General features: G+C 62.3%; 15 protein-coding genes and 1 tRNA gene. 7 read left to right on the forward strand and 9 right to left on the reverse strand.

The genetic code is table 11. From position 1 onward, the window contains the following. A complete protein-coding gene (locus PV773_RS06330; RefSeq protein WP_127316051.1) occupies positions 1-228 on the forward strand; it encodes a DUF2274 domain-containing protein in 228 nt (75 codons plus the stop codon). Positions 229-400: 172 nt separating this feature from the next. Here PV773_RS06330 and PV773_RS06335 read toward each other — a convergent pair whose 3' ends face one another. Together PV773_RS06335 and PV773_RS06340 are read right to left on the reverse strand one after the other, a co-directional pair. Continuing rightward, positions 401-898 carry a hypothetical protein gene (locus tag PV773_RS06335; RefSeq protein ID WP_347965523.1) on the reverse strand — a complete coding sequence of 166 codons (498 nt, stop codon included), beginning with the start codon at positions 896-898 and terminating at the stop codon, positions 401-403. 271 nt (positions 899-1,169) lie between these two features. Beyond that, positions 1,170-2,234 (reverse strand): LysR family transcriptional regulator, encoded by a 1,065-nt coding sequence (locus PV773_RS06340; protein ID WP_347965524.1) that lies wholly within the window; start codon positions 2,232-2,234, stop codon positions 1,170-1,172. Between the two features lie 277 nt (positions 2,235-2,511). On the opposite strand from PV773_RS06340, the gene PV773_RS06345 reads away from it, so the two are divergent. Both PV773_RS06345 and PV773_RS06350 read left to right on the forward strand, forming a co-directional pair. Beyond that, entirely contained in the window at positions 2,512-4,116 is a 1,605-nt protein-coding gene (locus PV773_RS06345) for a hypothetical protein (protein WP_347965525.1), read from the forward strand. Next, positions 4,106-5,104 carry a dienelactone hydrolase-related enzyme gene (locus tag PV773_RS06350; RefSeq protein ID WP_347965526.1) on the forward strand — a complete coding sequence of 333 codons (999 nt, stop codon included), beginning with the start codon at positions 4,106-4,108 and terminating at the stop codon, positions 5,102-5,104. The genes PV773_RS06345 and PV773_RS06350 overlap by 11 nt, the downstream gene beginning before the upstream one ends. A 167-nt stretch (positions 5,105-5,271) precedes the next feature. On the opposite strand, the gene PV773_RS06355 is transcribed toward PV773_RS06350, so the two are convergent. The 3 genes from PV773_RS06355 to PV773_RS06365 are packed head-to-tail and all read right to left on the reverse strand — an operon-like array spanning position 5,272 to position 9,502. Beyond that, the gene (locus tag PV773_RS06355; protein ID WP_347965527.1) at positions 5,272-5,475 is read right to left on the reverse strand and encodes a hypothetical protein; all 204 of its coding nucleotides are present in this window, start codon (positions 5,473-5,475) and stop codon (positions 5,272-5,274) included. After that, a complete protein-coding gene (locus PV773_RS06360) occupies positions 5,472-7,931 on the reverse strand; it encodes a hypothetical protein (RefSeq protein WP_347965528.1) in 2,460 nt (819 codons plus the stop codon). The genes PV773_RS06355 and PV773_RS06360 overlap by 4 nt, the downstream gene beginning before the upstream one ends. Continuing rightward, positions 7,928-9,502 carry a hypothetical protein gene (locus PV773_RS06365; protein ID WP_347965529.1) on the reverse strand — a complete coding sequence of 525 codons (1,575 nt, stop codon included), beginning with the start codon at positions 9,500-9,502 and terminating at the stop codon, positions 7,928-7,930. The genes PV773_RS06360 and PV773_RS06365 overlap by 4 nt, the downstream gene beginning before the upstream one ends. Before the next feature lie 177 nt (positions 9,503-9,679). On the opposite strand from PV773_RS06365, the gene PV773_RS06370 reads away from it, so the two are divergent. After that, complete coding sequence (locus PV773_RS06370; RefSeq protein WP_347965530.1) at positions 9,680-9,967, forward strand: hypothetical protein; 288 nt, start codon at positions 9,680-9,682, stop codon at positions 9,965-9,967. A 47-nt stretch (positions 9,968-10,014) separates the two neighbouring features. Here PV773_RS06370 and PV773_RS06375 read toward each other — a convergent pair. After that, positions 10,015-10,091: transfer RNA gene (locus PV773_RS06375), tRNA-Arg, on the reverse strand. A 506-nt stretch (positions 10,092-10,597) separates the two neighbouring features. Between PV773_RS06375 and PV773_RS06380 the strand changes: the two genes are divergently transcribed. Both PV773_RS06380 and PV773_RS06385 read left to right on the forward strand, forming a co-directional pair. Further along, complete coding sequence (locus PV773_RS06380) at positions 10,598-11,185, forward strand: YigZ family protein (RefSeq protein WP_347965531.1); 588 nt, start codon at positions 10,598-10,600, stop codon at positions 11,183-11,185. A gap of 97 nt (positions 11,186-11,282) precedes the next feature. Continuing rightward, on the forward strand, positions 11,283-11,684 hold the full coding sequence (locus PV773_RS06385) for a cupin domain-containing protein (RefSeq protein ID WP_347965532.1): 402 nt from the start codon (positions 11,283-11,285) through the stop codon (positions 11,682-11,684). A 111-nt stretch (positions 11,685-11,795) separates the two neighbouring features. On the opposite strand, the gene PV773_RS06390 is transcribed toward PV773_RS06385, so the two are convergent. From PV773_RS06390 to PV773_RS06400, 3 genes are all read right to left on the reverse strand, one after another. Further along, entirely contained in the window at positions 11,796-12,671 is an 876-nt protein-coding gene (locus PV773_RS06390) for a sigma-70 family RNA polymerase sigma factor (RefSeq protein ID WP_347965533.1), read from the reverse strand. Continuing rightward, entirely contained in the window at positions 12,671-13,948 is a 1,278-nt protein-coding gene (locus tag PV773_RS06395) for an FAD-dependent oxidoreductase (RefSeq protein ID WP_347965534.1), read from the reverse strand. The genes PV773_RS06390 and PV773_RS06395 overlap by 1 nt, the downstream gene beginning before the upstream one ends. 145 nt (positions 13,949-14,093) lie before the next feature. Next, positions 14,094-15,041, reverse strand: coding sequence for a D-alanyl-D-alanine carboxypeptidase family protein (locus tag PV773_RS06400; RefSeq protein WP_347965812.1), 948 nt, complete (start codon positions 15,039-15,041; stop codon positions 14,094-14,096). A 322-nt stretch (positions 15,042-15,363) separates the two neighbouring features. Between PV773_RS06400 and PV773_RS06405 the strand changes: the two genes are divergently transcribed. Continuing rightward, positions 15,364-16,461 (forward strand): hypothetical protein, encoded by a 1,098-nt coding sequence (locus PV773_RS06405; protein ID WP_347965535.1) that lies wholly within the window; start codon positions 15,364-15,366, stop codon positions 16,459-16,461. Positions 16,462-16,499 lie beyond the last annotated feature (38 nt).

Consider the following 16,499-nt stretch of genomic DNA (forward strand, 5'->3'; position numbering starts at 1 on the left):
ATGGCCAAGCTGAAACTCGGCGCGATCGCCGACGAGAAGCCGGTGAAAGTTTCGCTGGAATTGCCCGCGTCACTCCATCGCGATCTTGTCGCCTACGCCGAAGTGCTTTCGCGAGAGTCCGGGCAGCAGGTTAGCGACCCGGTGCGCTTGATCGTTCCGATGCTGCAACGATTCATAGCGACCGATAGAGGTTTCGCACGTTCGCGCAAGGCATCTCCTGGAGCCTAATCATCCGACTTGCAGCTAGTGACCCGACGCGAAATACCGCTCGCGATCCCCTGCGGACCTTCCTTTCAAGAGATCGAAGGGGAAGCCATGACCCTGGGCTGCCCTTCATCAACCCATTTCGCTGCCCTGATAGCCGACATTCGCGGCAACCGGCACTGATGGGACGAAGCCGTCATTCGGCCACGAGCAGATCCCCCCACCTTATCCTGAGGAAAGGCTTCGCCGTTTTGGGAAGCTTCGAGCGAACGACCATCCGGGATGAGACTTCAAAGTCCGCGTTGATCTTCACGACGAGCAGTTTGCTGAAGTTACCTGCTAACTTCACGAAAACCTCGTCCTTGGATTTGAACGGGGTGATGGTTTTGATCTCAACGTGATCGTTGCCAAGCCTACCATCAGAACCCTGCGCATAGTTCTTGTTCAGCTTTATTCCATAGGTGATGGCGCCGAAGAGTTCCCCAATATCTCCGTACACATTGAGATGATGGCCTGTCTCAAGGTGGTAGCTTTCCGCCATCGACAAGAGATCCTGAAAATAAGGAATCAAAGATCTTATCGCATTAGGATATTTTGCTCGCCACTCCTGGTATCGGAGCTGTTCTTCTACGTCGGACCAGGAAACCCACTCGCCATCGTCATAGAAGGCCCGATTCCAGATATCATCATCCATTTCACACCTCTTGGAAGTCCGAACTGTATCGGAAGCCGTCAGCAAGATGCGGTCAAGTTTGAACGGTTTGGACCCGAAGCAGTCTTTGCCCCATTGCATATCAGACAGCTGCATAGGGTCGACCCAAGCTGTAGCTCGAAAGTCAGGTTTGGAGAAGCGCCGGGAATGGCAGCTCCTGGCGCTCGTTGCTCGTTCCGGTCGACGAGATTTACGGCAGGAGACCATCCCGAACGGTCCTCCGAGACGGGTACCATCTGTCAGGTTTCGACCACTAGGTGGCCATGCGAGCACAGCCAGAGTCCCGCACGATGTCGAGCAGTCGCTTGAGCGCGGGATTGGGGTTGGTGTCCATCCAAACCGCATGTAGCGACAGGGCATTTCGGGCCACCAGCGGAACGAGGACGACCCCATCGGTGGCAGCGCGTAGGGAGGAGCCGACGACGATAGCCACACCAAACCCCATAGCCACCATGTTGATGAGATTGCATTGATCCACGCGATGCAGCTGTATGTTCGGGCTAACAGCCCACTTCGCCGCCCGGCGCATGAGGTGATCTTCAATTTCGGGTCCCGAGCCGCCGTCGCTAAGGATAAAGCGCTCTCGGCGAAGTTCTTCCAGGTTCAATCTGCGCGCACCGGCAAGAGAATGAGATTTCGGCAAGACCGCGAGCATGCGTTCATTCCCCATATGCCGCGAGCGGAGCTCACCGTGTCCCGCGACCTTCGTCACAAATGCCACATCCACAGTGCGCTGCTGAACTGACGCACAGCTCGCGCTCGATGTGGCCTCGACAATCTCGACCGAGATACCTCCGTACCTTTCTCGAAACCTCTTAAATGCGTGACCCAAAAGGATGAATGGCACGCTGACGGCGATCGCAAGTTCGCCATGCTCGCCCCGCTGCAAAGCTCCAACACGCCGGGTGGCACGTCTGAAGTGATCGAAGCCCAGTGTGACTTCTTCCAAGAATCGATTGCCGGCCGGCGTTGGTCGTATTCCCGCATGCCCCCGCTCAAAGAGCTTTGCGCCGACACGATCCTCCAGGCTGCGGACGCTCCTACTCACTGTCGACTGCTGAACATTCAGCGCGGCCGCTGCACGGCGAAAGCTGCCATGCTCCGCCGACGCGAAGGCATATTGGAACAACCGGAAATCCGGGACAATGGCAGGCATGCCCGACCTCCGAGCTAGATGGGCGACGCCAGCAAAGTCAGTCTCCAAGCGACGGGCTTCCCGTTCCTTCACCACCGAATTGGCCGCCCTTTGAGCGGTCAGGTGCTCATCGATCAGCTCCGCGAGGGTCTGTCGCCCGCTCTCTGTCCTCGTTTCAACCATTGCCGCCTCAGCTCCTTCCAAGCTGCCTTTTCCCTTTTTCCCGGAGCGGTTCTTCTGCCCCCGAAAGGAGCAGGAGCCCTCGCTCCTGCTCCTCGAGTTCGCGCGGAGCAGCGGGAGAGAGGGGACAAGCAGAAAACCGGAAGGGGAATCGCCCGCCCGTGGGGCAGCCGGAGATCTGCGATGCGCTGCACCGGGTCGATAAAACGTTGATTAAGGACGAGAGCACGATAGGATACGAAGATGAGCGAAACGAATCGAAATCAGCGCCCGTAAGCTATTGTTTAAGAACGGAAAGTTATTTCTCCCTCCGCCGCGAGACGGGAGTGATTTCAAAGAACTGTTCAAACGATTAGCCGCGGCGGGTGCGGGTCGGCCATTGGGCAAAGATGGATTTCCTGCAGGCCCATGGACACCCGAGCTTCTTGCCGAGGCGATTTCAAAGATTGATTCCAACCGGATTGGGGTCGATCTGCGAACGGTGCAGCTTTGGTTTCAAGAGAACGAGAAGGGAATCAGCACTGCCAATATTCGCTGGCTGGCAAGGGTTTTTGGCTGCGATGATCCGGTGGCGACCAGCGAATGGCAGATGGAGCTCAGTGCGGCGCAGTCGCGGTTAACGGCCAGGAGACGAGAATCTAAAAAAGAGGCAGGCACCATTGCGCCGACGTCTCCGGATGCGGCGCTGACTCCGGCCTTCGATGACGGGACAGGGTCTCCGGCTGAACTGGCCCGGGATACTGACGCCAGGGGGCCGGGTCGGCGTTTCAGCCTGGCGAGGCGATCGGAGGCGCTTTTCAGTCGCGGATCTCCCTTGAATCTACCGGCATCGGTGTTTGCGGGCATCACCGCCCTCGGGTTTTTGTCGTATATTACGGGCATACACAACGTGACATATACCCGGGCGGATGGCGTCGTTAAGCAGGTCGGGTTTCTTTGGGCGGCGAACTGGATGTTCGTGTTCATGGTGTTCCTGCCGCTGTTTTTTGCCTTCGTGTCTGAGCTGGCGATCTTTTGGAAAGATGAAGGGCGCTCGAAGCTGGTAGGACACGGCGACCGGAAGGATAGCGACGATGCTTGGGCGCGCAACGTCGAAGCATCTTCCTATTCATATTGGGCGGTCTTTATGATTTGCGTGATGTTCGCCGGTCTTTTCCAGTGGATCGGCGTGTGCCTGATCCCGCTGCTGAATGGCGGTGGTGAGTATGCGACGGATTGGGGCAAGATTGCGATTGTGCGGCCTGAGATCATATCGGCGCCCGTAGCGATCGTATTCACAGGGTTTGCGTATCTTTATATGTGCCTGTGCTTTTATCTTTTCTTCGCAGGCCTCATTTTGCTCTATACGGTCGTCGATGATCTTTGGAGAATTGGAGAGGCATCGAAAGACCAGCCGGAGGTGGATTACAAAAGCGAGCTGAATGAAGCTGGCTTCAGGGTGATGCGATGGATTTTCCGGTGTACTGTTCTGGGCATTCTGATCGCCACTGTTATGAAACTTCAAAGCTCCTACCTGGCATCGAATGGAACGAATATTGTGGCCTGGCTGGTCGGCGATCTGTCTTCCGCCTGGTATGAGCACGACGACGCGAGCAATGGATTCAGCTACAGACTGCCGACGCAATACAGCAGCCTTCTTATCGTCATGTCGACCTGTTTTGTTTTTCTGTATGGCGCAATCCGTTTAGGCGTCGGGAGCCGGCTTCATGTACCTTTGTGGAAGATGTCGGCCGTCGTAGCGTTGCTCGTTGCCGGCTATTTGCTGATCGGTGCATTTGCCGGGTTCTCGATCCTTCTGGGCGCCGGAGTGCTGTTCGCGATATACGGCCTGTTTGATCCATGGTTTGGGCGATGGCAAACGAGTGAGTCGCAGAGTGTTGCATAGCTGGCTTGATCACTGGGATGAGCAGCGGGCGCGGCGCGGCGAGGAAGGGAAGAAAGCATCGGATTTCGTCCTTGATCCGGAGCGCGCCTTTCCGGGCGCGAAGAAGGCAGCAAGCATCGAGGAGTTTTGCATTCTTGCGGATAGTGCGCTGGCTGATCCAGCCTTCTTCGATGTGCCGACCGGGAGCGGCCAGGGATTTGAAAGGGAAGAGGGGTGGCTCAGATTTCCGTCGGGCATTTCAACTGACATCGAAGCGAACAATGTAGTCTGGGCGAAAATCACAGAGAGCGGGTCGCTCGATCGGGCGATGGTGGTTTTTCACCACTGGAATGCAAGCGCGCGGAATCGCAAGATTGCCAATTTCTTCTCATTGCTTGGCGTCACGGTTGTCGAGATCGCCATGCCTTATCATTTCGAGCGCAGCCGTCCTGGCTCCGCCCATGCCGATTACATGCTCAGCCCGAATCTCGGCCGGACGATCCAGTCTGTAAGGCAGGCCGTATGGGACGGACGAAAACTCATAGCTTGGCTGAAGAGCCAGGGCTACCGGGAGCTTTCGGTTCTGGGTATGAGCTTAGGTTCCTGGGTCGCAGGGTTGATCGCTGCGCACGATCCGGCTGTGACGAAAGCCTCGCTGTTTCTGGCCGGGGGAAGTCTTGCGGATATGGTTTGGACGGGTCGCGCGACACGATCGATACGTGCCAGCCTTGGGACCGAGATTGAGCTTGCCGATCTCAGAAGGGCCTGGGGGCCACTTGACCTGGAGAACCACGCGCATGGTCTGGCGCGGCCTGGTCTCGATCTTCAGCTTGTGCTGGCCTGGAGGGACAAGGTGGTGTTGCCAGAGCTGTCGCAGAGATTCATCCGGAGGCTGAAGGACGCCGGGGCTAGGCCAGATATTCTGGAATTGAACTGCGGCCACTATTCCCTCGCCATGCCGCCTTATGTTTTGTTCGCCGGTTTGAGCTTGAAGCGGTTTCTGTCGTGAGCTGAGAAGTTGGTCCGGCGAGCATGAGCTTGTGCACGCCAGCAACGTCGGAATTCCATGACTGCCGGCAGCAACACGGCGTGCTAAGGTGCGAAGCGTCAGAGTCATCATTTTCCCACAAGTGAACGGAACGACCGAGCGACGAACGACCACTGGGCACCGCTATGTCATTGCGGGACCTTTGTAATTTCAAGTGGCCGGGCAAAGGAACGTCTTGCCCGATACCAGATCGACAATCTCGACGCGGGCGCGCGGTCGGCAAGGGCGGGTCTGCAAAGGGCAGAGAAAGCGTCGGCGTCTACCACAAACATGAAGCGCAATTCGGCGGCGGTTAAGATCAGGCCGGCTGTATCGTCCATTTCTTGGGTCATGATTGTCCTGCGGCAGACCGGAGGGAAACGGCGGCGGCCCTGTGGCCGGCCTTCATCCGGTCGGGGTTCACTTTGAGGAGCTGGGAAAATCTCTGGCTCAAGGCATCGAAGGTTTTCATGACGCGCGCATCGAAAAACTCATCCTGCCTCAACCCGGTCTGCACATAGATGGCGGTTCCGAGCTTCTGGAACGCGGCCATCAGGGCCTTGTATTCCCCGATCTGCCCACCGGCCTCCAAAATGGCCTGAATCGACCAGAGGCATCCGGCCCAGCATTCCAGAATGTCGTCGGGAATCTGATCGTAGTAGTCTTCGATGACCAGCCGCCGGACGGGCGGTGCGGCTCCGCCGAAGTAAGCAAACAGGCACTTTCCCAGAAGGCGCGGCCAGGCACCGTTAGTGTCGCCGGATGCGGGAAGCACATGAAGCGGGCTCGCCGGCCTCGTCTGCCCATCCCATCCTGCCGCCAGGATCACCATCAGCATGGCGCGCAAGCGGAGCAGGTCTATGGCCGTAAGTTGGGCCTTGTCGGCGATCTGCTTTTGAAGATTGGCGACCGCGCCGATCAGCTGATCCCGGTTGGCGCGGCGCTGTTGCGTGCGCCGCTGTTCCATCTGCCGCTCAAGGTCCGGGTCTGCGGACGGTGGTTTGGGCGCATCGGGAGCCGGTGTGAAATCCTCCCCCGCTTCGAGCGCCTTGGTTGCATCCGCCACATCGTCGCCGAGATCAAAAGCCGCCGTGATGCCTTCGGAATCGGCATTCCCGTCAGGGTCGAGCGACGGGCCGTTCAGTGCAAGAATCCGGTTGAGGAAACCCCGGATGTAAGAAAGGTTGGTGCCGCTGAGACTGTCGCGTGACAGGGCGCCAGTATCGGAGCGCAGCTGCCGCCCGGCAACAAAGCTCTCATAGTTCAGCGTCGCGTATGCCACCGATTGGTCGGGCTCGCTGGAAGTGCGAGTCGGCTTCTGGCGCTTGATGGGCGCTCCCTGGCGCAGGGCCGTGTCGGCCGCCTCCAGTTCACTGAGCGTTTCCAGGAGCCACAGGCTCACGTCGGTTTCGCCGTCGAGCATGGCAAGCGCCGCATCGACACGCTTGGTGCGCGGGTCGCGGACCGCTGCGCGCAGCGCGTCGCGTATCAAAATGACGGCGGGCGCAGAGAGATTTCCGTCGGTATACCGCAGGCGGGCGAATGAAGGACGGTCAGAATCGGCAACGGCCAGCCGGTATCGCCGCTCGCTGGTTTCGGTGGACGGCAAAGGGTGCAGCGTGACGGCCACGATCTCGCCGCCGACATTGAGAAATTCAAGCTGGCTGTCATCCACGTTCGCGCCTTCCGGCGGACGCCATGTCAGCGTGTCAAACAGGCAGGAGAACCGGCCCGGATTGCGCGCTGAAAGATCATTGAGAGGGATCGGTTCGTCCGGGGGTATCGAGGCAATCGCGGTCCTGTCGATGGGGGGCGCTTCCAGTGCCGCCGCGAGACCCAGCTTCTCGATCACTGCATTCGGCGGCAGCGCACGATACAGGCACGCTTCCTCGTTGATCCCCGCGAAGCTCGTATTGCCCAGTGCGGCCACGGTACAGTTCGCGCTGCCATAGAGAACATGATCGGCCTGCGCCGTCTGGACGATAATCAGTTTCGCGTGGACAAAGCGGTTTTCATCCGGGGCCTTGAAGTTCCGCAGGCTGATCGGCCATGACTGGTCCAGCGCATCTGGCGGAAAAACGTGGCGGCCTTCATCAAGAAGAATGACAGCCTCGGCAACGGCCGTTGCATCGACAAGGTGGTTGATCGCTGCCAGATCGTCGTCCCAATAGGGGCTGACGACGATAAGCCGTTCGGCCTTCTCGTCTCCGATAGCCGCCAGAAACTGGCCGGCAATCCCCTGGGAACCGCCCGAAGCAATGAAGGCCGCGTGGGTGCCATCCTTGAGGGTGACGATCCCCGGCGTGGGACCGTCTTCCATCAACCACGGCGTCCGCGTGCGCATCCAGTCTATCTGCTGCTGGATGCCGGGATCGCGGTCATCCAGAAACCTCGTGAGATACCGGAAGGCGGCGTTCACAAGCTGACGCTCGCCCGACGGCTCGGCGGCGCATTCCACCACGCCGGCAATTTCCAGATTGCCAGCGAGGCCAGCCGAGGTCGTATTTGCAGAACTGACAATCATGCGACCGCCGGACCTTCCCAGCTGCAACGCGACCTTCGGATGAAAGACGCCTTTCGCCGTCGCGCCTGTTACTGTGTAAAGCCGGCCGGCGTGACGCGGCAGCGAAGAATTGCCGTCCAATGCCAGCGACAGCATGCGATCATCGACAATTAGCAAATTGTTGTGGCAGCCAGCTCCCCGTGCACGCGAAAAAATGACGTTCTCATAGGCGTCGAAATCTACGCCGAACGTCGTCACCAGACAGGTGTGAAAGCCGCTCTTGCCGAAGTACTCATAGAGTTTCATGGCGACCCCATTAGGGCCTTGCCCTGGACAGTGAGGCCCTGATCGGCGATTAGGTGAAGGTCTTCAAGGAAGGTGATGGCGGGACCAAGCCGGGGATTGGTGAGAACCGGCCCGCTCTGCGCGCGCGGGCGAACCCGTCCGTCATCGACTTCGAATAGGAAGGTGTAGTCGTTCTGGTATCTGAATTTCCGGTGCGCGACCCATAGATGGCGCTTGATGACCCGTTCCTCGATGATCCGGGCGATCATGCGAGTGAACGGTTCGTCCTTCCTCGCATTGAGGAATGGCATTTCAGTTACGAGGGAATGAAATCCCTCCCCATTGAGCTGACCTAGCTCCGTCTGCATGGCGGCGCTGACAGTCTCCGAGCGTCCCAGGACGGCGGCGAGCAGTTTTAGCGCGGCCCATGCCGCCTCCGCCGTCGTCTTCTGGTTGGCACCGGCGGTGGCGTTGATCGCTTCGGTCAGCTTGCGTTCCGCAGCCGGACTTCCACCATTGGCGTTTTCGGCCGGCGGCGAGCCATCGAGAAAATCCCGCCATGTCTCTGGCCAACTCGGCGCGGCCTCCGAGATGGAGGATACGGCGTCGGCGATCAGCCGGTTAAGCCCAACGCCCGCTGGAAAGTCCTCAAGGGCGTCGAGGCAGAATTTCAGGAGTGTTTCGTAGCTGTAGTGAAGAAGGTCGTTGGCCTGATAGACCGCCCACCGAAGCCGCTGTTGTTCGAGCACCGGATTGCCGACCTTGAACTTCTCGTCGTTGGGGCTTGCCCCTGCATACAGGAGCCATCTCGCGCTCCCAACATCGGGACCTTCGTGAAGGTGCGCGGCGGCCTGGAGCAGCAGCTGCAAGGTTTGGCGACGAGACAGGTCGGCGGGCCGTTGCAGCGGACCCGACGCAAAGAGCAGGTCCTGGTAAAGCCGACGCTCGCCGCTGTCGGCCGGTATGGATGACGGCGTCAGCGGGGAGAAATCATCAAGGTCGGTGCGGGTGACGACACCGCTCTGTATCGTGTCGAAGAAGCGCTCCGCCAGCGGGCCAGCAGATTCTTCAAAGGCTTTTCCAAGCGCCTCTCCAAACTCGGGGCTTGGAACGGGAATCTGGTGATCTTTGGCAACGGCGTAGACGCCAATCTCAAAAAGCTGACTGGCGTAGGCCGCGCCGTAAGCGCCCCATGCCTGCTGTAGGTAGGGCGCGCCGTCGCTGCCGGGGTCGGCGTGAGGCGCAAACTCCACGACGGATTCCTGATCCGAATCCAGCTTCCGCTGCGCCCACAGGACACCGGCCATGCCGCCTTCATCGCCGCGCCTCTGGGCGGCGAGGGCATAAACGGCCTCGGCGCGCCGCACGAATTTCTGCCATGTCTTCGGGTTCGTATCGCCGACGCGGCGCGCGTAGGTCGATGCAAGCCAAGCATAGAGGCCGTAATAACGGATGCGCAGCGTCACGTTGCTGATGCCGGGCAGCAGACGCTGATAAAGATTGATGCTGCTGTTCTGCATCCCGAGCGGGTCGAGACCGCTCTTTTTCTTGTAGTCGGTCCAGTCGGGATAAGCGGGGAGTTCAGCGGACACGTTGAGTCATGCCGCGATGGCGGTTGTTCAGGTGTGTCACAGTTATCATTCAGCGAGCCCCCACTTTCTGGAAAATAGCTAAGCATATTCAAGAACGTAAGCACGGAAGAACCGCTGACCGCAATGCGTTTTGCTGTCTATTCCTGCGACGGCGTCCGCTGGGGGCGTAGGCCGTCTATGGCAGGCTTCTCCAGCTCCGGCTCGCCCGCGACGGCGCGGTCAAGGAATCTGTCGCACTCGCGCTCCTGCGCTTTCCTTAGAGCGGCGAGCCAGTGGTCCTGTGAGCCCGGAAGCCGGATCACGGAAGACAAGATTGCCGCCTTCGTCGAAACGATGCGCGGCAACGTGCTGTCAGGCGATACGCCGTTTCGCCGCGCCTGGCTGCGCTCGATTATCGACGGCGTCGAGGTGGACGACACGGAATCCGTATTCACGGAAGGCGGACAGTTCTGGAGCGTCTGGTGATGGGTGGCGGCGCGGCTCCGGCAGGAGTGCCTAGTTTTGTTCGTAAATGGCGCACCCAACAGGATTCGAACCTGTGGCCTCCACCTTCGGAGGGTGGCGCTCTATCCAGCTGAGCTATGGGTGCATCGATATTCAGATAGTGCCCGAGATCAAGCAGGGTCAATCCCGAAACTAGGTAATGGATGCGGCTGACTCACAGCGGGCCAACCCCGCCAATCGTCGCCGTTCGTTCTCTACAACCTCCTTCCAGTTTGCTTCCGCGGTGCTTCCGTGACCTCAGAAGCCGTTTCCCTGTTTCTTCCGAGCTCCACCAAAACTTTGGTTTCACTCTACTTTTTTCGCACCCGCGCCTCCCAAAAAGAGCTTGCGTATGCCTTCGGAGGGCAGCGCTCTATCCAGCTGAGCTACGGGTGCTCGTCCACGGCAGACCGCGAACCACGCCCGGCGCGCCGGACGACGCAGCCGTCATAGCCGAAGCCGTCGCCCGCTTCAACGGGGAAGTGGAAAGTGGGGTGCTCCGGACACGGCGAGCGAAGTCCGGGCACCAAGGGCAGCGGCGGCTAGCGGCTTTTCGACTGGCGAGGCGAAGGCCTGCTGGCGATCGGGGCGTCGCTTGTGTATCGGGGAGGCATGTTCACGCTGACGCGCCTCGAGAGCTTCTCCCAGGAGATCAGGAAGAGCCGCTTCCTGGCCGTCGCCGGGCCGGTGGCCAGCGAGGCGGCGGCAAAGGAGTTCATCGCGGCACGTTCGGAAGTTGGGGCAAACCACAATTGCTGGGCTTGGCGCGTCGGCCAGGCCTATCGCTTCAGCGACGACGGCGAGCCGAGCGGCACGGCCGGCAAGCCCATACTGCAGGCACTCGACGGCCAGTCGCTCGACAACGTCGCAGTGGTCGTCACGCGCTGGTTCGGCGGCGTCCTGCTGGGCACCGGCGGGCTGGTGCGGGCCTACGGCGGCACCGCCGCCGCCTGCCTGCGAGCGGCCGAGAAGACCGCGCTGGTGGCGACGACGGACGCATGCGTCAGCTGCGACTTCGCCGACCTGGCACTGGTCAAGGCAAGGCTCACCGCGTCGCCGGGCACAACCATCCAAGCCGAGAATTTCAACGCGACCGGAGCCCACCTCACTGTCAGGATGCCGGAAGCAGAGGCGGAGGCGATTGCCCGGCTGATCGCCGACCTGACCAGCGGGCGCGCAACGATCAGGTTCGCGGATTGATCAAAGCCGGCCGCACCCCTTTGCCTTTTTCGGCCGAGCGCGAGCGGATAGGGTGAACTGGCTCGACCCAAATGACAGGAATCGGAAGGAGGCTCAAATGGAGATCAAGCCCTGCGGATCAAGGCCCTCGGCCAAGCCGTCGCCCGACTACTTCACCGGCGCGGTGCGCCAGGATCCGATCATCGAGGCCCCTGCCCCCGCGCAGGTGCGCGCCGTGACCGTGACCTTCGAGCCTGGCGCGCGCACCGCCTGGCACACCCATCCGCTCGGGCAGACGCTGGTCGTCACGTCGGGCTGCGGCTGGGCCCAGGTCTGGGGCGGACGGATCGAGGAGATCCGGACCGGCGACGTCGTTTGGTTCGCGCCCGGCGAGAAGCACTGGCACGGCGCGACCGCCAGCACGGCGATGACCCACATCGCCATCCAGGAAGCGCAGGACGGCAAGGCCGTCGACTGGCTCGAACACGTGTCGGACGAACAGTACCGGGCGCCGGCCTGACCGCCCCCTTCCTAACGAACCTCGGCTGCCGGCACGGGCGAACCGTCCGCCGGCTCACCGCAGCTTAGCCGCCTACACGGAGGCCATCGGAGGTGGCACGGCCGGCGTCGATCAGTGCAGAGTTTCCACGACGTGCCTGAGCTTGTCTGGATTGCGCACGACATAAATGCCGACGATGCGGCCATTCTCAAGCTCCAGAGCCGTGGTCTGGAGGATGTCGCCCCGCTCGACGGTGACGAACCCGGGCAGGCCGTTGATGAAGCCATAGCGTAGCAGTCGGGACCTGCTCTTAGCGAATGCGGACGCGAAGGTCGCGAACAGCCGCATGACGTTGTCGAGCCCGGAGAGCGGCGCGCCGTGAGCCGTCGCCTTGCCGCCGCCATCGGCATAGACCGTGATGTCCGCGGCGAGCAGCGCGCGCAGGCGCTCCATGTCACCATCCCGGGACGCGGTGAAGAAGGCTTTCGCGATCTCGAGGCCCCATTCCTTCGGCACCGGATAGCGCGGACGATCCGCACGGACATGGGCACGGGCGCGACTTGCCAGTTGCCGACATGCGGCCAGGTCACGCCCGATAGTGGCCGCGACCTCCTCGAATCCGAGACCGAACACGTCGTGAAGCAGGAAGGCTGCGCGCTCCATTGGCGACAGACGCTCCAGCGCCATCAGCAGCGGCAAGGTGACGTCGTCCGCCACATCCTCGCCCGATTCCACAATTGGCTCCGGCAGCCACGAGCCGACATATGTCGCGCGCTCGCGCCGGACCGTCCTGAGCCGGTCCAGACACAAGCGCGTGACGACCCGGCGCAGAAATGCCATCGGCTCGCGCACGGCGCCCCGGTCGACGCCGAGCCATCGCAGAAAGGCATCCTGGACCACATCCTCGGCTTCCGCGACCGAGCCCAGCATCCGATAGGCAACACGGACAAGAGCCGGCCGAAGCGGATCGAACACGGCGGCGGCGTCCTGGCTCGATACGGATGCCATCAGACTACCTTTCGCCGCACCGGCTCGAGATCGGGTTTCGGACCGTCCACCCGGCGGGCCCTTTCGGCAAGGTCGATGCTCGAACTCGCGAGCAACGCTTCGGCCGTGCCATCGGCCGGTGGATAGATGACTTGCGTGTTGACCAGCCGCTTCACCGCCTTGCCTTCGCAGCCGGTCTTCTCGACCCTCCGTTCCCAGCCCTGGGTGACGACCGCGCCGAAGCGGCCGAGGTCAAGGCAGGTAACATAGCGCAGTTGCGTGTAAGGCACCGTCGGCAGGCCAAGCAAGTCACGCGCGGCGTTCTCGCCGGCGACACGGCCGAGCTGCCCCGCGTGCTGGCAGGATTGCAGCGTCCGGTGCCCATCGCCGGTATCGGCCGCCGCGGCGTCACCGGCAACGAAGACCTCAGGCGCGGCGAGCGCCCTGAGCGCGGTATCGACGACGACCCGGCCGAGCTTGTCATGCGCGCCCGGGACCTGCGCCGCGAAAGCAGAGGCGGCCATCCCGGTCGCCAGAACCACGGCATCGGCAGCAAGCACGGTACCGTCATCAAAGCTTACGCGGTCCGCAGCCAAGGTTCGCACCGCAGCACCGAGGCGCCGTTCGACGCGGGCTGCCACCAGCGCCGCCTCGATTTCCGCCCGCGGCCCGGATCCAAGCTCGGGTCCCACGGTCTCGGCCCGGTCGATCAGCACGATGTGCAGCCGCTCGGCGGCATTATCGCCACCGTGAGCAACCAGCCGGTCGCGCAGCTCGAGCGCCAACTCGATGCCGGTGAAGCCCGCGCCGACGACTGCGATGGTCGGCGACGCAACCTCACGGACGAGGTCGCCCAGGCGCCGATCGAAGGCGACCGCCTCGGCCTGGGTGTCGACCGAAAACGCCGCGTCGGCGCCCGTCACCGGGGGCCGGCGCATCCGGCTGCCGGTGGCGACGATCAAGCGGTCAAAAACGAGGCGCCCACCGCCGGACAGCTTCACAGTCCTGGCAAGAGCGTCCAGTCCGACAGCCTCGCCCGGCACGAAGGCGACGTCCACCTTGTGCAGGAGGGGCAACAGCGGGACGCCAAGCGTCTCCGGCCGCGCCTCGTACAGCCGCGGCCGGATTTGAAGCGTCGGCTCAGGCGACACCAAGCTCACATGTGCTCGGGGGCCGGCGACTCGCCGGGCCGCGAGCGCCGCCCAGAAGCCGGCAAAGCCGCCGCCGACAACCAGTATCTTGCCGGCATGATCACGTCCTTCGAAATCGGCAGTGGCGGGGTTCAGTCCAAATGTCATCGTCATCTCCACTTCAGGGGCTTTCGGAGACATGACGACTGGAACGAGCGGAATGTGACATCCGGAGTAAGAATTTTCGGGCGAGCGCCGAGGCTCACGGCCACGGGCGCACATCCGTCGGCCTGACGCTTGCCGTTCGGACTTCTTAGCGGACCTCGGCTTCCGGTACGGGTGAACCGTCCGGCAGCGCCGGCGCCGCGGCCACGGGCATAGGCATCCCCAGGCCCTGGGCAGGCACCTGCGCAACGGCAGGCGCGGCCGGGGGCGCCTGGTACAGCGAAGCCGCGAGGCTGCCGCCGGAAGCCTGCGGCAGGTATCGGGCGATGAGTTCCTCGACATGGGCGTTGCGCTTGCGCGCGGTTTCGCCACCCATGACCACGATGACCAGCTTGCGTCCGCCGGCATTCACCGAGGTGACGATGTTGAAGCCGGAGGCGCGAATGTAGCCGGTCTTGATGCCGTCGACGCCGTCGATCCTGCCAAGCGTGTCGTTGTGGCCGCGGATGCGCTTGCCGCGGTAGCTGAATTCGGTTGCCGAGAAATAGTGATAGTACTGCGGGAAGCGCTGGCGCAGCGCCATGCCGAGCACGGCCATGTCGCGTGCCGTCGTGCGCTGCTCCGGATCGGGAAGGCCGGAGGCATTGCGAAACACCGTCCCGGTCATGCCGAGCTGCCGCGCCCGCGCGGTCATCTGCCTGGAAAAGCCATCCTCCGAGCCGCCAAGATATTCGGCGACCGCAACGGCGACATCGTTGGCCGACTTGGTGGCCAGCGCCTGGACCGCCGAATCGACGTCGATCTGCCCGCCGCGCTTGAGGCCCAGCCGCGACGGAGGCTGGGAAGCGGCATTGTCGGACACGGGAATCAGCGTCGAGCCCGACAGCCGCCCCTGCTGCATCGCCTCGAAGACCAGATACAGCGTCATCATCTTGGTCAGCGAGGCCGGGTAGCGCGGCGCGGTGGCATAGGCCTGGAACAAGGTCTTTCCATTGCCGGCATCGACGACGATGGCCGCGTATTTGTCCGGCGCGGCCGGCGGCGGCGCGACGCTGAGCGTCTCCGTCGTGGCGCAGCCGGCAGTGAACGCAGCCAGGACGAACAGCGCTGCCACCCGGCGCAATAGGCCGGACCACAGCGGCCGGGGACGGCCGATCAAGGGTGAAGGAGAAAGCGCCTGGGCTAACAAAGCAAACCCTGTCGTTGACGATCCCGACCGGCCGAAGCAGACGTCTTCGGACGGCGGAAGCCGGGAAACTATAGAACGCGCGACGCGCCGTCCATTTGGCTCACTCGGTCCGGTACATGTTGGCGCCACAGTGTTGAACATTGGTTACACCCGGCCGCTTGCACGGGCCTTGCGCCACGGCCCCCAAATCGGCTTGTCTCCAAAACATGTGGCAACGGAAGGTCCTGCGATGAACGAATATGCATTTCGAGCAGAGGGAATTGCGGCGAAGCTTGACCTCGCGGTCGGCCACATCGCCGACCTTGCGATCGAACGCGACGGACGGCTGCTCCGCCCCCTGCACCGGGCTTCGTGGGCGGACGGCCCGCGAGACCGGCTGCCACCGGACCTGTCGGCCGGCGTGGCGCGGCTGTCGGGCGATTTTCTCTGCGCTCCCTTCTCGCGCAGCGACATCGAAGAGGCGCCCTTGCACGGCTGGACGGCGAACAGCGCCTGGGAGCCGGTTTCCGACGACGCCGTCGAGGGTGGCAGGCAGGTCAGGTTCAGGCTGCTGCGCAAGGTGATGGGCGCGACCGTGGACAAGGTGCTGACGCTGCGCGACCACCATCCCTTCCTCTACGAGGAACATGTCTTCACCGGCGGTTCCGGATCGATATCGGCAGCATGTCACCCGATGACAGAGATGCGCGACGGCGGCTGGCTGGCATTCTCACCGAAGCGGCTTGCCGCAACGCCGGAGACTGCGCCGGAGCCCGACCCCGGGCGCGGCAAGAGCATGCTGGCCTATCCCGCCCGCAGCGAGGATCTCGGCCGATTCCCGACGGCCGCGGGAGGCACGGTCGATCTCGCCGAATTCCGGGCCGACCTGCGCCACGAAGACTTCATCACGCTCGTCGAGGCGGCGCATGGCGGCATCGGCTGGACGGCGGCAGCCAGGCGTGCCGAAGCCGACGTCGTTCTGGTGATGAAGAACCCGATGGAGTTGCCGGTGACGATGCTGTGGATCAGTAACGGCGGACGCTACTACTCGCCGTGGAACGGCCGCCACGGCGTGATCGGCATGGAGGATGGCCGCACCGCCGTCGGGCACGCCGCTTCGCTCGGAGACAACTGGCTGCGGCGCGAGGGCGTAGCAACCGCCTTCGAGCTGGGTGGCAGATTCGCCTTCCGGCACGTCGTCGGCGCCATTCCCTCGCACGGCGGCGACGCACCGGTTTCGGTCTCCGCGGCAGACGGCACACTGAGGGTGGAATTCGCCGACGGCGCGCAAGAGCTTGTGGCTTTCGACGACAAGTTCCTCCGTATCGGACAATCGCCCTTGAATTGAGGGCACCGCGGCCTCAATTTTGACGTCAGCCGGGGCAG

It is taken from the genome of Mesorhizobium sp. CC13, from assembly GCF_039907765.1.
Taxonomy (GTDB): Bacteria; Pseudomonadota; Alphaproteobacteria; order Rhizobiales; family Rhizobiaceae; genus Aminobacter.

What these genes read in the sequence shown, in the direction of transcription:
- PV773_RS06385 (WP_347965532.1), top strand. Translation starts at nt 11,283, where the DNA reads ATGGAGATCAAGCCCTGCGGATCAAGGCCCTCGGCCAAGCCGTCGCCC.
- PV773_RS06405 (WP_347965535.1), top strand. Translation starts at nt 15,364, where the DNA reads ATGAACGAATATGCATTTCGAGCAGAGGGAATTGCGGCGAAGCTTGAC.
- PV773_RS06335 (WP_347965523.1), bottom strand. Translation starts at nt 898, where the DNA reads ATGGATGATGATATCTGGAATCGGGCCTTCTATGACGATGGCGAGTGG.
- PV773_RS06380 (WP_347965531.1), top strand. Translation starts at nt 10,598, where the DNA reads ATGTTCACGCTGACGCGCCTCGAGAGCTTCTCCCAGGAGATCAGGAAG.
- PV773_RS06330 (WP_127316051.1), top strand. Translation starts at nt 1, where the DNA reads ATGGCCAAGCTGAAACTCGGCGCGATCGCCGACGAGAAGCCGGTGAAA.
- PV773_RS06390 (WP_347965533.1), bottom strand. Translation starts at nt 12,671, where the DNA reads ATGGCATCCGTATCGAGCCAGGACGCCGCCGCCGTGTTCGATCCGCTT.
- PV773_RS06360 (WP_347965528.1), bottom strand. Translation starts at nt 7,931, where the DNA reads ATGAAACTCTATGAGTACTTCGGCAAGAGCGGCTTTCACACCTGTCTG.
- PV773_RS06395 (WP_347965534.1), bottom strand. Translation starts at nt 13,948, where the DNA reads ATGACATTTGGACTGAACCCCGCCACTGCCGATTTCGAAGGACGTGAT.
- PV773_RS06340 (WP_347965524.1), bottom strand. Translation starts at nt 2,234, where the DNA reads ATGGTTGAAACGAGGACAGAGAGCGGGCGACAGACCCTCGCGGAGCTG.
- PV773_RS06370 (WP_347965530.1), top strand. Translation starts at nt 9,680, where the DNA reads ATGGCAGGCTTCTCCAGCTCCGGCTCGCCCGCGACGGCGCGGTCAAGG.
- PV773_RS06355 (WP_347965527.1), bottom strand. Translation starts at nt 5,475, where the DNA reads ATGACCCAAGAAATGGACGATACAGCCGGCCTGATCTTAACCGCCGCC.